This is a genomic window from Bradyrhizobium sp., assembly GCF_049512235.1.
GTDB lineage: Bacteria > Pseudomonadota > Alphaproteobacteria > Rhizobiales > Xanthobacteraceae > Bradyrhizobium.
Map to the genome: position 1 here is coordinate 1 of NZ_JBEKXH010000157.1, position 13,649 is coordinate 13,649.

The 13,649-nt window shown below is 61.2% G+C and carries 15 protein-coding genes and 2 pseudogenes; 10 read left to right on the forward strand and 7 right to left on the reverse strand.

The window, feature by feature from the left end:
* From ABSG20_RS16145 to ABSG20_RS16165, 5 genes are all read left to right on the forward strand, one after another.
* The coding region (locus ABSG20_RS16145; RefSeq protein ID WP_423865512.1) for a hypothetical protein at positions 1 to 346 on the forward strand (346 nt) is incomplete at its 5' end.
* A 450-nt stretch (positions 347 to 796) separates the two neighbouring features.
* On the forward strand, positions 797 to 2,086 hold the full coding sequence (locus ABSG20_RS16150; RefSeq protein ID WP_423865513.1) for a molybdopterin oxidoreductase family protein: 1,290 nt from the start codon (positions 797 to 799) through the stop codon (positions 2,084 to 2,086).
* 16 nt (positions 2,087 to 2,102) lie between these two features.
* Positions 2,103 to 2,453 carry a molybdopterin oxidoreductase gene (locus ABSG20_RS16155; protein ID WP_423865514.1) on the forward strand — a complete coding sequence of 117 codons (351 nt, stop codon included), beginning with the start codon at positions 2,103 to 2,105 and terminating at the stop codon, positions 2,451 to 2,453.
* Positions 2,454 to 2,465: 12 nt separating this feature from the next.
* Entirely contained in the window at positions 2,466 to 4,910 is a 2,445-nt protein-coding gene (gene nirB / locus ABSG20_RS16160; RefSeq protein WP_423865515.1) for a nitrite reductase large subunit NirB, read from the forward strand.
* A 1-nt stretch (position 4,911) separates the two neighbouring features.
* The gene (locus ABSG20_RS16165) at positions 4,912 to 5,223 is read left to right on the forward strand and encodes a Rieske (2Fe-2S) protein (protein ID WP_423865516.1); all 312 of its coding nucleotides are present in this window, start codon (positions 4,912 to 4,914) and stop codon (positions 5,221 to 5,223) included.
* A 54-nt stretch (positions 5,224 to 5,277) separates the two neighbouring features.
* Here ABSG20_RS16165 and ABSG20_RS16170 read toward each other — a convergent pair whose 3' ends face one another.
* Positions 5,278 to 5,448, reverse strand: a complete 171-nt coding sequence (locus ABSG20_RS16170; RefSeq protein ID WP_423865517.1) for a hypothetical protein — start codon at positions 5,446 to 5,448, stop codon at positions 5,278 to 5,280.
* A 640-nt stretch (positions 5,449 to 6,088) separates the two neighbouring features.
* On the opposite strand from ABSG20_RS16170, the gene ABSG20_RS16175 reads away from it, so the two are divergent.
* On the forward strand, positions 6,089 to 6,445 hold the full coding sequence (locus ABSG20_RS16175) for a DUF3307 domain-containing protein (protein WP_423865518.1): 357 nt from the start codon (positions 6,089 to 6,091) through the stop codon (positions 6,443 to 6,445).
* A 207-nt stretch (positions 6,446 to 6,652) separates the two neighbouring features.
* The gene (locus tag ABSG20_RS16180; protein WP_423865526.1) at positions 6,653 to 7,054 is read left to right on the forward strand and encodes a hypothetical protein; all 402 of its coding nucleotides are present in this window, start codon (positions 6,653 to 6,655) and stop codon (positions 7,052 to 7,054) included.
* A 61-nt stretch (positions 7,055 to 7,115) separates the two neighbouring features.
* Here ABSG20_RS16180 and ABSG20_RS16185 read toward each other — a convergent pair whose 3' ends face one another.
* Positions 7,116 to 7,454: a YkgJ family cysteine cluster protein gene (locus ABSG20_RS16185; protein ID WP_423865519.1), complete on the reverse strand. Its 339-nt coding sequence runs from the start codon at positions 7,452 to 7,454 to the stop codon at positions 7,116 to 7,118.
* A 182-nt stretch (positions 7,455 to 7,636) separates the two neighbouring features.
* Positions 7,637 to 8,335, reverse strand: a complete 699-nt coding sequence (locus tag ABSG20_RS16190; RefSeq protein WP_423865520.1) for a helix-turn-helix transcriptional regulator — start codon at positions 8,333 to 8,335, stop codon at positions 7,637 to 7,639.
* Between the two features lie 234 nt (positions 8,336 to 8,569).
* On the opposite strand from ABSG20_RS16190, the gene ABSG20_RS16195 reads away from it, so the two are divergent.
* Complete coding sequence (locus tag ABSG20_RS16195; RefSeq protein ID WP_423865521.1) at positions 8,570 to 9,298, forward strand: glutathione S-transferase family protein; 729 nt, start codon at positions 8,570 to 8,572, stop codon at positions 9,296 to 9,298.
* Positions 9,299 to 9,444: 146 nt separating this feature from the next.
* Here ABSG20_RS16195 and ABSG20_RS16200 read toward each other — a convergent pair whose 3' ends face one another.
* Positions 9,445 to 10,074, reverse strand: coding sequence for a pyridoxamine 5'-phosphate oxidase family protein (locus ABSG20_RS16200; protein ID WP_423865522.1), 630 nt, complete (start codon positions 10,072 to 10,074; stop codon positions 9,445 to 9,447).
* A 120-nt stretch (positions 10,075 to 10,194) separates the two neighbouring features.
* Between ABSG20_RS16200 and ABSG20_RS16205 the strand changes: the two genes are divergently transcribed.
* On the forward strand, positions 10,195 to 11,094 hold the full coding sequence (locus ABSG20_RS16205) for a LysR family transcriptional regulator (protein WP_423865523.1): 900 nt from the start codon (positions 10,195 to 10,197) through the stop codon (positions 11,092 to 11,094).
* A gap of 12 nt (positions 11,095 to 11,106) precedes the next feature.
* On the opposite strand, the pseudogene ABSG20_RS16210 reads toward ABSG20_RS16205, so the two are convergent.
* The 3 genes and pseudogenes from ABSG20_RS16210 to pobA form a co-directional block, all read right to left on the reverse strand.
* A pseudogene (locus ABSG20_RS16210) lies at positions 11,107 to 11,329 on the reverse strand (PaaI family thioesterase); the annotation flags it as partial.
* Between the two features lie 240 nt (positions 11,330 to 11,569).
* Positions 11,570 to 12,148: a glutathione S-transferase family protein gene (locus tag ABSG20_RS16215; protein WP_423865524.1), complete on the reverse strand. Its 579-nt coding sequence runs from the start codon at positions 12,146 to 12,148 to the stop codon at positions 11,570 to 11,572.
* Positions 12,149 to 12,168: 20 nt separating this feature from the next.
* Positions 12,169 to 13,239, reverse strand: coding sequence for a 4-hydroxybenzoate 3-monooxygenase (gene pobA / locus ABSG20_RS16220; RefSeq protein WP_423865525.1), 1,071 nt, complete (start codon positions 13,237 to 13,239; stop codon positions 12,169 to 12,171).
* A gap of 138 nt (positions 13,240 to 13,377) precedes the next feature.
* Between pobA and ABSG20_RS16225 the strand changes: the two are divergent.
* Positions 13,378 to 13,649: pseudogene (locus tag ABSG20_RS16225) on the forward strand (TRAP transporter substrate-binding protein); the annotation flags it as partial.

A 13,649-nucleotide genomic window follows, 5' to 3' on the forward strand; every position in this document is an offset into this window, starting at 1 on the left:
ATGCCGGATGTTTCGGTGCCTCGCTGTGAATACTCGTGTGCGTGATGGCCGTTTTCTGCACGCGAGGCTGCGGGTGCCACTGGGCATCGCGGCATTCCCCGCGCCCTCTGTTTGCAGGGCGAAAGGTTTCTGGCAAACCTCGGGCGCCTCGCGCCGCGAGCCGTTTGCGCGCGTTTGGAATAAGCTGTCATTGCGAGGAGCCCTTGCGACGAAGCAATCCAGCTTTCTTTTCGCGGCACCAAAGCTGGATTGCTTCGCTAACGCTCGCAATGACGATCTCGGACTATCAATGACGATCTCAGACTATCTTGCTCGGCTGTTTGAAAAGTGCATCGGAACTTTGTAGGGTGGGCAAAACCGTCGGGGCGCGCGCAGGCGCGAGCCGATGGCGTGCCCACCAGCTTACTCAAGCAAGGGGTGGGCACGGCGCGAAGAGCGCCTTTGCCAACCCTTCGAAGCAACACGGGAAACCGCATGCCCCTGTTTCCGGACCTGTATTAACAGGGATTAGCAGGGGCGGGTAGTGAGATGACTGTCATGCAACTAAAGCGTAAATCGATGATCCGAACTTCGGAAATGTCTGTTCGATCCCGACCGCAATCCGGATTTGCTTTCGATCACCGAGCAAGGTCAATTAGCCGGCGCGGTTTCCAGTGCCAGCTCATTCATCGCCTTTGTTGCACAATTGAGCTCGCCCCGGGGCTGGACCTGCCGCCATGATGGCGCATCGTCGTGAAAAGCGTGATGACGAGCAAAAGGCCAAGCAGGGCGGGTCACCGGAGTGCCGGCGGCTCTCTTGGAGAAAGCTGCCGCAATACTCGGTGAAGCCGAAACCGCGATGTTGCTGACCGGACGCGGTCCTGAACAGCAAAGTCAGGGTGTCAACAATGTGCTCGCTTTCATCAATCTGATGCTGGCGCTTGGACACTCCGGAAAAGCCTTCAGCGGCTATGCCTGCATGACCGGGCAGGGCAATGGCCAAGGCGGCCGCGAACACGGCCAGAAGGCGGATCAACTGCCGGGCTATCGCAAGCTGGACAATGCGGCGCACCGGGCCGAGATCGCCGCGATATGGAATATCGCCCCGGAAGAGCTGCCGCGGCCAGGCCTGTCCGCGGCCGAGTTGCTGAACGCCGTCGGCGCGAGCATCCACTGTCTGCTGGTGGTCGCTTCCAACATCGTCGTTTCGGCGCCGGATGCGACGCGGCTGGTCGATCGGCTCAAATCGGTCGGCACTCTGATCGTTGCCGACATCTTTCTTTCGGAAACCGCCGAACTGGCCGACGTCGTGCTCCCGGTCACGCAGTGGGCCGAAGAAGAAGGCACGATGACCAACCTCGAAGGCCGCGTTATTTTGCGTCAGCGCGCCAAAGAGCCGCCAAAAGAGGTCTGGAGCGATCTGCAGATCCTGAAGGCGATTGCCGATCGGTTGGGCCGCGGCCAGTATTTCAGCGACGGCAATCGCGAAGTATTCGAAGAATTCCGGCGCGCAAGCGCCGGCGGTACGGCAGATTACGCGGGCATTACTTACGACCGCATCGTTGCCCAGGATGGCGTGTTCTGGCCCTGCCCGTCGGTGGATCGACCGGATACGCCGCGGCTGTTTCTCGACCGGTTCGGTACAGATGATGGCAAAGCCAGGTTTCACGCGGTCGAGCATCGGCCCTCGGCCGAAATGCCGGACCAGGAATTTCCGTATTTTCTTACCACGGGTCGCGTACTCGCGCAGTACCAGTCGGGCACGCAGACGCGCCGCATAGCGGATTTGAACGCTGCTGATCCCGATCCCTTTGTCGAGATCCATCCCGACACCGCGCGCGGGCTGCATATCGCGGACGGCGATCTCGTCGTTGTGGAAACGCGACGGGGCCGGATCGTGATCAAGGCGCGCCTGACGCGGGATATCCGTCTCGACACGGTGTTCGTACCCTTTCATTGGGGCGCGGCGGGAAGCGCCAACGCGCTCACGCTGGCGGCGCTCGATCCCGTATCGAAAATTCGGAATTCAAAGTCTGCGCCGTCCGGCTTGAAAAAGCCGCGACCCCGGCTTCGACGCGCAGCGAGGCAACGATCGCGACCTACCTGAATTGAGAGGACACACCATGATCGACGCAAAGCCCAAATTCCTGAATGGTGTCTATTCGTTTCAGGGAAGCGGATACGACAAGATCGCCCCGGTAAGCGACGAGCTCGTTTACGTCGTTCCGCCGGACAAACGCGCCCAACTGATCTATTTCCGCGCCGGCAACTCCAGCGGCGAGATGATCTATCTCGTGCTGATGCGGGCCGGACAGCCAATGCGATATTTTCCAGTCGAGGCAAAAGGCTCCGAACACGTTCCATTGGCCGTTGTCGAGGATCTCGAACCCGACACCAAGCTTGAAGTCTTCATGGCGGCGCCTGCCGGCGTGCAGGGATCACTCGTGATTGACATCGGCCTCTTGGAAATCTGATCGGAGCCGAACATGGCAAAGCAAAAACTCGTCGTCATCGGCAACGGCATGGCAGGCGCCCGCGCGGTCGAGGAAGTTCTGGCGCGGGGCGGGGCCGATCAATTCGACATCGTCATGTTCGGCGACGAAGTCTACGGCAACTACAACCGGATTCTGCTGTCTAACCTCCTGAACGGATCCCAGACCGCCGATGACATCCTCATCAATCCGCTCGATTGGTACACCGAGAACGGCATCAAGCTGCACGCCGGCGAAAGGGTGGAGGCCCTTGATCGCGCCGCCAAGGTCGTGGTGTCGACCAACGGGGTCCGTGAGCAATACGACAAGCTTCTGATCGCGACCGGCAGCCGGGCGTTCATTCCGCCGATGGCCGGGGCCTACGCCAGCGACGGCAAGCTCAAGGCTGGCGTATTTGGATATCGCACCATCGACGATTGTGCGGCGATCGTGGAATACGCCAAAAAGAGCAAGGCGGTGGTAACCATCGGCGGCGGCCTCTTGGGACTCGAGGCGGCGCGCGCCATGACCGTGCTGGGATGTCAATCCCATGTCGTGCATCTCGCCGATCATCTGCTGGAAATGCAACTGGATGTTCCGGCAGGCGCCATGCTGAAGAAGGCGATGGAGGGGATGGGCATCCAGGTCCATCTGAAAAAGCTGACCAGCGAGGTAAGGGGCAAAGACGAGGTCGAGGGTCTTACCTTCAAGGATGACACCAATCTCGACTGCGACATGGTGATCGTTGCCGCCGGCATCAGGCCGAACTCGGAGATCGGCGTGCGCGCCGGCCTGACGGTCGAACGGGCTATTGTGGTCGACAATCACATGCGCTCGGTCGACGATCCCAATGTCTATGTCGTCGGCGAATGCGCGCAGCATCGCGGCCGGGTCTATGGCCTGGTCGCACCGCTGTGGGATCAGGGCAAGGTATTTGCCGATCACATCACCGCCAAAAATACCTCGTCGGTCTATCTGGGATCCAAGCTCGCCACCAAGCTGAAGGTGATGGGCATCGAACTCGCATCCATGGGAGCGACCGAGCCCAGTGAGGAGCGCGACGAAGTCATCCAGTTTACCGAGCCGAAAAAGGGCACCTACAAGAAGCTGATCGTGCGGGACGGCCGCCTGGTCGGCAGCATTCTGATGGGCGACATCAGCAAGGCCGCCTATCTGATGCAGGCCTTCGACAGGGACTCGCCGCTGCCGGAGGAGCGCTTGTCGCTGTTGTTCGATCTGGGGACACCAAGCACCAAGATCACCCTGGATGAGATGCCGGCCGACGCGCAGGTCTGCAACTGCAACGGCGTCACCAAGGGCGTGATCGGCGCCTGCGTCGCGGCCGGCAAACGCAGCACCAAATCCGTCATGGACGCGACCCGCGCCGGCATGGGCTGCGGCTCATGCAAGTCCATGGTCAAGGAGGTGGTCGAATGGTTCTGCGGTGGCGACGTGCAGGAGGATCCGAGCGTTCACTATTACGTGCCGTCGATCCCGCTCAACAAGGCCGAATTGATCAAGGCCGTTCGCGAGCAGGGGCTGAGATCGGTCTCGTCGGTGTTTAAAGCGCTGGCCGGGGGAATCGAGGATGCGCCGAGCAAACCGGCGCTGGCTTCGCTTTTGATCACGCTGTGGAGCAATGAATATATCGACGAGCGCGGTGCGCGGTTCATCAACGATCGCGTCCACGGCAATATCCAGAAGGATGGTACGTTCTCGGTCGTGCCGGAAATGCCGGGCGGGGTGTGTACGCCCGCCGAGTTGAGGCGCATCGCCGATGCGGCCGTGAAATACAACGTATCGTTGGTCAAGGTCACAGGCGGCCAGCGTATTGACCTCGTGGGCGTCGAAAAAGATGATTTGCCGGGGATCTGGAACGATCTCGGCATGCCCGCGGGCTATGCCTGGGGCAAGAGCTATCGCACCTGCAAGGCATGCATCGGCACCGACTTCTGCCGGTTTGGTCTCGGCGACAGCATGGGACTGGCGTTGAAGATCGAGCGCCGCTTTCGCGGCATCGAAAGTCCCGGCAAGCTCAAGCTCGCCACCGCCGGTTGTCCGCGCAACTGCTCGGAGGCGCTGATCAAGGATATCGGCGTGGTCGCGATCGGCGACGGCAAATGGGAAATCTATGTCGGCGGCGCCGGCGGTGCCCATGTCCGCAAGGGCGATCTGCTCTGCGTGGTCGACAATGAGGATGCCGCGCTGCTCTATGCCGGCCGCTTCATGCAGTACTACCGCGAGAACGCCAAATACAAGGAGCGAACCTACACGTTCCTCGAACGCCTCGGCATCGAACGCATTCGCACGGTCGTAATCGAGGACTCTGATGGCATCGCGGCCGAGCTGGATGCGGCGATGAAGCGGTCAACGGACGCGACCTATGATCCCTGGAAGGAGGCGGACGCACCCAAGACCGCCAACCAGTTCGCAACCGCTATTGCTGCAGGCGAGGCGTGAAATGACAAAATCTGTTTTGATCGGTACGGTTGACCATATCCCTCCTGGCGAGGGCAGAAACTTCATCGTCGAACGCGAGAAAATTGCGGTGTTCCGAACCCATGCCGGCGAGGTCTATGCGACGCAGGCTGCCTGCCCACATCGCAACGGTCCGCTCGCCGATGGATTGGTGGCAGGCGCTACGCTGGTTTGCCCGCTGCACGACCGCACGTTCGATTTGCGAACCGGCGAAGGTATCGGGCCTGACTGCGCGAGCCTCAAAATCTATCCGGTGGCGCTGACTGAGAACTCCCAGATCGTGGTTACGCTTTGAGTGCACGCGGCTTCCAGCGCACTTGGCCTTGATGCCTGGGCATTTATGCGGCCCTCAAAGGTAGCAGACGAGGACGGCCTTGAGCAGGGCGTTTTCGATCACCGGAAAAGCGACCATCTGTTTCATCCCCGACGCGCGTGCCAGTGAAACCGGGATCGGTTCCTCGTGCGTGAGTTTTGGTGCGCGCAAATTGCAGGCAGCAGGGCTAAAGGTCCAGCGCGCCAAGGTTGTTACCCGTGTTCTTCAGGGCGGCGGCGAGCCTCTCGGCGAAATGGGCTTCAGCCATTGGCGTCGCCGACGGCGAAGATCAGCGTTTCGGAATTCCAGCCAGGCCCGGCCGGCCCAAACCGTCGCTACCGTCAGGATCAGCGTCAGCGCGGCGAATAGCAGCTTCTCTGGCGGTTGCTTCTGACCGGCCGCGAACGGGTGGGCGAGGGTGCGGTTCTGGCATTGCGAGGTCGGCGGTCATGGCTGTTACCACACCCGGCGCTACGCCGCCGGATCGACGTTGCGGAACGCCCGCCGAAAGGCGATAGTTTGAAAAAAATCAGACTGTTTTCCAGTTTGGGGAGGATATCCGGGCCGCGGCGGATTGCAAAACCCAGGCCCCTCGATAAGCCAACCGGCAGATCGGCATCATGGAGGCGCCGACCTATCGCTTTTTTCAGGTTCCACGCAGGTGCATTCCGGCCCCGGAGATGTCATAAAAGGTCAATACCGGTCGAATTGTCCGGATTTGAGCAGAAGTTTGCGCTGAACACCTGCATTTTTTTCCGTGTCGTTCCACGTCGGTCCAGCGAGGGCGTCAGCTTTGTCATTCCCACCCATGTCATCGTCGGTTCCGGTTGGTGCGCTCGTGGGTTGGATGCTGCTGCTTTCAGTCAAGCACATCATCGCCGATTTCCTGTTGCAAACTTCCTGGATGGCCATTGGCAAGGACCAGAAGACCGGGTGGGCACTGCCGCTGTTGGCGCACTGCCTCGTGCACCTCACGGTGGCAATGGCGCTGCTCCTGGTGATCGCGCCGCAGTTCTGGTTCGTCGCCCTGATTGATTTTGCGATCCACATCAGCGTCGATCGCGCCAAGGGATTTTGCGCTGCGACATTCGGCGTGACGCAGGAGAACAAGCACCCATGGTTCTGGACGCTGATCGGCGTCGATCAAGCGCTGCACCATCTGACCGGCTTCGGCTTGTCGATTTTCATGGCGGCGAACGGTTGATTGCTTAGGAGAAGAAAGATGACCGAGCAGCCGCTGACTAGCAGTGGCCAACTGAATGAAGGCAAACTCGCTCTGACGCCGATCAGGAGAGGGCCAAGCCGTTCTGATTCGCTGAAATCGATCAAGCACCCCGGAATACTACCGGGGGGCGTGGTTAACCTTTCGTTAGAAGGTTGCGCTGCATCCTCGCGGCAAGGGAGAACCGCAATGTTTTCAAGCCGCGACGCCTTCGAGAACGATTTCTGCCCGGTCCAGGACGAATTGCTCGGCGAAATGTACCGCGCTAGCCGAAGCGGCTTGCCCCAACTGCTGGAGAGCGTCTCCTCCGATGTCCGGGCCAGGCTGGCGCTTTTTTGCTATCGCAGAAGCCACCTGCACGCGCTGGCGCTCTCGATCGCCGCAAGCTGCAGTGAACGCGAGCTAATTCAGTTGGGCGGACGCGTCGGCTCCACGCTTTACGCGCTGTCGGGCGAACCGGCCGCACGCTCCGCGCCGTCATCGTCCTACGGCAACCGCAAGCCGATCACGCTCTCGACCAAACCGCTCAGCACGTTCGTGCCTATCGTCGACGAGTTCGACGAAGATTTTGCAGACGTCGTGACCGCCTGAGCCGCGGCGGTTTCTCCCTCGGGTTCAGCCCGAGGCCATGCTTTTCCCGATCATGCTCTGATCACCCGCCGCTTCCCTGCCGCGCAAGCACCGGCAGGCCGTGTCTTCGCCGCGCCACGTCGCATTCGACATCGCCGGGCATGCAGGTGCGGCACACTTCGGGCCGCACGGCGTAGATCGTGCACGAGGTCTTGAACCCGACCTGGCCGGACAAGGCGGTGCAGCGGTCGCCGTCGCAGCGCATGCCCGAGAGTTTTTCGTTGACGAATTCCTCTGGAATCAAATCCAGCGCCGCGTCGTCCTCGGTGGTGAACCGCGGCCAGTCGGGCGAATGGGAACAGCAGGCGCCGCAGGCCTGGCAGGGGCTTTCGACATCAAAGGCTGGACTGCTAATCTCCATGGCTTGCCTCGATCATGATCCGAAAAGAAATCGGATCATGATCTCATCTCTTCGATTGAGCACGAACTGCGAGCAAACGCTTTGCGTTTGTCCGGGGAAAACTGGTTCCCAACCTCTGGTCATGCCCGAGGGCATGCTTTTCCGGATCATGCTCTACTAGCGCGGAATGAAGCGGCCGGCCATCAGATATCTTTCGGCGCCTCCCAGACCAGGCTCCTGCGCCATCTCGCCCGCAGCAAATCGCGCCGCTCCGGGTATTTTTCGTCGTGGTACACCGCCTCGACGACCCGGTCAGTTCGGAAACTGCGAAAATCCTTGCGCAGCTCGCACCACGCTGCCAGCAGCCGCACCGCTTCGAGATAGCCGACCGCAATCGGCCAGATGGTGCGGTGGCTGTCGCGGCCATGTTCGTCGCGATAGCTCAGCGTGATTTTCTTGCCTTCGTGGATCTGGGCGCGTGTGCGCACCATGTCGATGCGGTCAGGCTCCCGGTTCCAGCCGGGACGCGCGCCGCTGGCGGGTTCGAGCGCGAACGGCCTCAACCGTTCGGGGACGGTGTCGGCGATTTTCGCCATCAGGTCCAGCGCGGCGCGTGCCAGCACTTCGTCGGCATGGCCGGCCACCCATTGCGCGCCGAGCACGGCGGCCTCGATTTCATCGGGTGTGAGCATCAAAGGCGGCAGGTCGAATCCCTTCTCCAGGATGTAGCCCATGCCGGCTTCGCCGCGGATCGGCACGCGCTGTTCGATCAGGCTCGCGATGTCGCGGTAGATCGTCCGCTTCGAGGTCTCCAGCTCGGCCGCGATCGCGTCCGCCGTCAGCGGTCTTGCGGTGCGCCGGAGCACCTGAATGATTTGAAACAGCCGGTCGGCACGTCTCATGGCAGGTCCCTTTATCTCTCTTAGAACCTCTTACACCACCGCCATTCGATGCTGACAGCATGTTGGCAGCAGGGGGCCAGTATACCGGGACAACACTTCAACCAAGAGGATTTTGTCCATGATGATTCTGTACGGCCTCGACCTCTGGGCAACGATGGCGCCGCTGCTGACACCACGGTGGCAGCAGGGGATGGCTAGTCTCAAGCGCCTGCTCAGGAAATCGGGAGTGTTCACGTGATTACCCTTTATGGCTTCGGCCCCGGCTTCGGCCTGCCGGAAATAAGCCCGTTCGTGACCAAGACCGAAGTCCATCTGAAGATGGCCGGCCTTGCCTATCGCAAGGAGAAAGCGATGCCGCCGGCGTCGCCCAAGGGGCAGCTGCCCTACATCGATGATGCGGCCGAGCGCATCGCCGATTCCACGTTCATCCGCGCCCACCTTGAAGGCAAATACGGCTTCGATTTCGACGCCCCGCTCACTCTGCAGCAGCGCGCGCAGGCCTGGGCGCTCGAGCGCATGATCGAGCATCATCTCTATTGGGCGCTGGTCGGTGCGCGCTGGGTCAATGCCGAGAATTTTGCCAAAGGGCCGGCGCATTTCTTTGACGGAGCGCCCGCGCATTTGCGCGAGAAACTTCGCGAAGACGCGCAATTCCGTGTCGCCGAGAACTACCTGTTGAGCGGTCTCGGCCGTCACGCCCCCGATGAAGATGTCGATCTTGCAGTTCGCTCGCTGTTTGCGCTGTCGGTTCAGCTTGGGGACAAGCCGTATCTGATAGGTGACACACCCTGCGGCACCGACGCCAGTGCATTCGGTGTGCTGGTCGGGATCCTGACGCCGTTCTTTGCCTCGGAATTGCGGCAACGGGCCGAACAGTTCGGAAATCTCACGGCCTATGTCGACCGGATGATGCTCCAATATTATCCACAGTTCGGCTGGACACCGCTGCGTCAGGCGGCCTGAACACCAGAGCTCGGTTCTGATGGAACAGAACCGACTCTATTGCTTTGTTTTGATGCGTTTACTTGAAAGCAAACCCGTCCCGGCGCCGGATCCTGCCTGCCCGGGCTGGATCACTCCCCGGCGGCCGGCTTTCGCTCGAAAACGGTTCAGTGCGCTGCATCCGGTGCGGCCTTTGCTGCCGCCAACTCCCTCTCCAGCTCGGCGATCCGCGCGTCGCGCGCGGCCAGTGCCGCCGCCACATCGGCGGCGTCAAATTTTTGGGGGATATGCTGCGGGCAGTTCGTGTCCCATGCTGAAATCCTGAACTGGATGACCTGTTCCGGCCGCGCCTTGTAGCCTTGCGGCATCAGCGATTGCAAAAGCGCTGGATCGTCATCGACCACCCTCGCCTCGCCCCAGATCTTGATCCGGCGGCGATGCGCGTAGTCCATCAGGAAGATAGTCGCCTTCGGATTCTCCGACAGATTACCCTGGGTGATGAACTGGCGGTTGCCGCTGTAGTCGACGAACGCCAGCGTGTTCTTGTCCAGTGCCCTGACAAAACCCTTAGGCCCGCCGCGGTGTTGGATATAGGGCTGTCCGTCCGCGCTCGCGGTGGCAAGGTACATGCTGTTCGCCTCGGAAAGAAACGCGGCGAGGTGGTCGTCGATCTCGGTGCGCCAGCTGCCGTTCTGCTCGACGCGGGCATAGGCCTCACGCGATCCCTTGCGGACCTGTACCGCCTTCACCGCCGGGGTGAACGCGATGTCGCTGGAATAAGTCTGAGCGGCGTGCATTTGGACATCTCCTGTGGCTGGACGAAATAACGTTCGTGCCTGCGCCATATGTAAGGTCACTCCGTTTCCGAGCAATCTTTCAGATTGACACTTCACTATTGCAATATATGCAATAGTGACATGGACCGTATCGACGCGATGCAGGCTTTCGCCGCGGTGGCCGACCTCGGCGGATTTGCGCCGGCAGCCCGCAAACTCGGGTTGTCGCCATCCGGAATCACGCGTCTGATTGCGGCGCTGGAGGATCGTTTGGGCGCGCGGCTGCTGCAGCGGACCACGCGATCGGTGACACTGACCGATGTCGGCGCGCGCTATCTGGAGCGTGTCAGGCGAATTCTCGCCGACGTTGAGGAAGCCGAAGGCTCGGCCGAGGGCGAACGGACGTCGCCAAGCGGCCGGCTGGCGGTTTCGGCGCCAATCGGCTTCGGACGCCTCCACGTCAGCCCGATCATGTCGGCCTATCTGAAACGTTACCCCGCCGTGACCGGCGAATTGCGGCTATCGGATCGCATCATCAACTTGGTCGAGGATGGTGTCGATCTCGCCGTCCGCATCGGTCATCTCGCCGATTCCAGCCTGGTCGCGCGCCGCGTCGGCGAGATGCGGCGGATCGTGGTCGCTTCCCGCGGCTATCTCCGGCGGCGCGGTGAGCCGGACAGGCCGGAGGCCATCGCCACGCACGAGACCATCCAGTTCGGCGCGCCGACCGCGCCGCCGGACTGGCGCTTCGTCGAAGATGGCCGCGAGATCCGTATCGCATGCAAGCCGCGGCTTCTGACCAACAGCGCCGACGCGGCCATCCAATATGCCGAGCAGGACGGCGGCCTGACGCAGGTGCTGGCCTATCAGGCGTCTGCGGCGATCAAGGCCGGTCGGCTGCAAATCGTGTTGGAGAAATTCGAGCAGCCAGCCCCGCCGATTCACTTCGTCTATCCGACGTCGCGGCTGTTGTCGGCCAAAGTGCGGACCTTCATCGATCTGGTCATAGAATCGAGCCATTGGCATTTCGGCGGGGCATGATTTCAAGCGCTGTCATTCGTGCTTCGGCACCACGCGGAAGGTCGCGTTGGCGCGCGCGACAACGAAGCCGTCGGCCTTGATGAGGCTCTGCGCGAAGCAGATCGTGCTGCCGGTTCTGATGACGTCGCTCTCCACGGCGAGCCACTTTCGCCGTGCCGATGAAATCGACCGCGAGGCCGATCGTCACCAGCGAGGATGAGCCGCCCATTTGATGACAGCAAGCCGAGATCATCGCGTACCCAGGTATTCAGCGTGATCCTGGGATGGCTATATGGCAGTTCGGTTGGCGCGATCCGGACCTGTTTCGAATATTCGAACGGCGACAGATCGAACCGCTGCCTGAGATCCAGCAGCATGTTGCGGACGCGTTCAGCACCACGCTGAACGGCAGTGAAATCAAGCGCGATTTGCAAATCGTCGGGCTGCGGAATAACGGCGATAAAGCAGGTTCGGATGGTCGTGACAAGAGGTGCAATCACGCTGGCAGTTCATATCCGATCGCGGATTCGATCTCGATCGTTTGCCGCACCGCGGGGCGGGCCATCATCCGCGCATAATGCGCCGTGAGGTTTGGGAATGCTTCGGGTGCGGGCTTGAGCGAATTCGCGAGCCGCCACCACAGCCGAAACAGATGGATGTCGGCGATCGAATAGCGGCCCAGCGCCCAACCGCTTCCCAGCCGCCGGTCGGCGATGCCGTAGACCTCCCGGGCGTATTCGAGTCCCCGCCGGCGCGCTGGATGCAGTGTCGAAGCGGCAAAGGACATCCACGACAGCGCCTGCGCATCCGCCTCGATATCGTCCGGTGGCAACAGCGCGGCCTCGGGAAAGCGCTTGGCGAGATAATAGAGGATGGCCGCGACCTCAATCAGCGGGCGCCCGTCGATGAGAAGGGTGGGGACCTTCCCCTCCGGGTTGAGGGCGAGATAGCCAGGCGAGCGCAGGTCGTTATTTCGAAACGACAGCGGCCGCGGCTCGAAAGCCACGCCGATTTCATGCAGCGCGATGTGCACCGCCATCGAACTGGAGCCCGGAGTGAAGTACAGCGCGAGCATGTTTTGCCAACCCGGCAACTCTAATACGGCAGTCCCACGTAGTTTTCCGACAGCGATGTGCTGGCCGCTTGCGAACTTACCAGATAACTCAATTCGGCCAATTGAATGCGTGCCCCGAAACCTTCGGTGTCGGGAAAGCGGTGCAGCATCGAGGTCATCCACCAGGAAAAGCGCACCGCCTTCCAGACCCGCGCCAGCGCCTTGGCGGAATAAGCATCGATCCCTGCGGAAGATTTCTCGTCGTAATACTCGCGCAAGCCGCGCGACAGATAATACACGTCGCTGGCGGCGAGGTTGAGCCCCTTGGCGCCGGTCGGCGGCACGATATGCGCGGCATCGCCGGCCAGAAACATCCGTCCGAACCGCATCGGTTCGGCGACGAAACTGCGCAGCGGCGCAATGCCTTTTTCGATCGAAGGCCCGGTGACGAGGTGGGCTACCGCCTCCTGATCCAGCCGCCGCTTCAATTCATCCCAGAATTTCTGGTCCGGCCATTGATCGACCTGGTCCTCAAGGCTGCATTGCACGTAATATCGGCTGCGATGCATCGAGCGCATCGAGCAAAGCGCGAACCCTCGCGGGTGGTTGGTGTAGATCAGCTCCGGCGAGATCGGCGGGGTCTCCGACAAGACGCCAAGCCAGCCGAACGGGTAGATTCGTTCGAAGGTTTCGAGCGCGGCAGCCGGCACGCTCTGGCGGCTGATGCCATGAAAGCCGTCGCAACCGGCGATGAAGTCGCATTCGATTTTGTGGGTGGTGCCGTCCTTGACAAAGCTGACGCGGGGGTGGTCGGTGTCGTAATCGCCGGGACTGACATGGTCGGCTGCGTATACCGTCTGGAGGCCAGCGGCGTCGCGGGCATCCATCAGGTCGCGGGTAACCTCGGTCTGGCCGTAAATGGTCACGACCTTGCCGGTTGACTGCTTCAGGTCGATGCGATGGCGCGCGCCCGCGAATGCAAGCTCGATACCCCCGTGGATCAGGCCTTCGCGATGTAGCCGCGCGGCGACGCCAACCTCGTTCAAAAGCTCGACCGTGCCCTGTTCGAGCACGCCGGCGCGAATTCGCGCCAGCACTACTTTTGTTCGCAACACTTGCTCCCGTGATCATTGTAGGCTTCAACGGCACCTGCCGGTGGGCCCTGGTCCGGCCACTTGCAATGATAATTATATCATATAACAATATCCGCAAAGAGCCTTGAAGCCTGTTGCCGGGAGGAAACGATGTCGATGAGAAAAGCGTTTTTGGCGTTGCTGCTGGCCGCCAGCGTGACCCCTGCGTTCGCGCAGGACAAGACCGTCAATCTGAAAGTGTCGCTCTGGGTGCCGCCGGCGCATCCGCTGGTGCCGGCGACGCAGGCCTGGGCCGCCGATATCGAAAAGGCCTCGGGCGGCACCATCAAGGTCACGGTGTTTCCCTCCGAGCAGCTCGGCAAGGCGTTCGATCACTACGACATGGCGCGCGACGGCATCGCCGACATCACCTACATCAATCCCGGCTA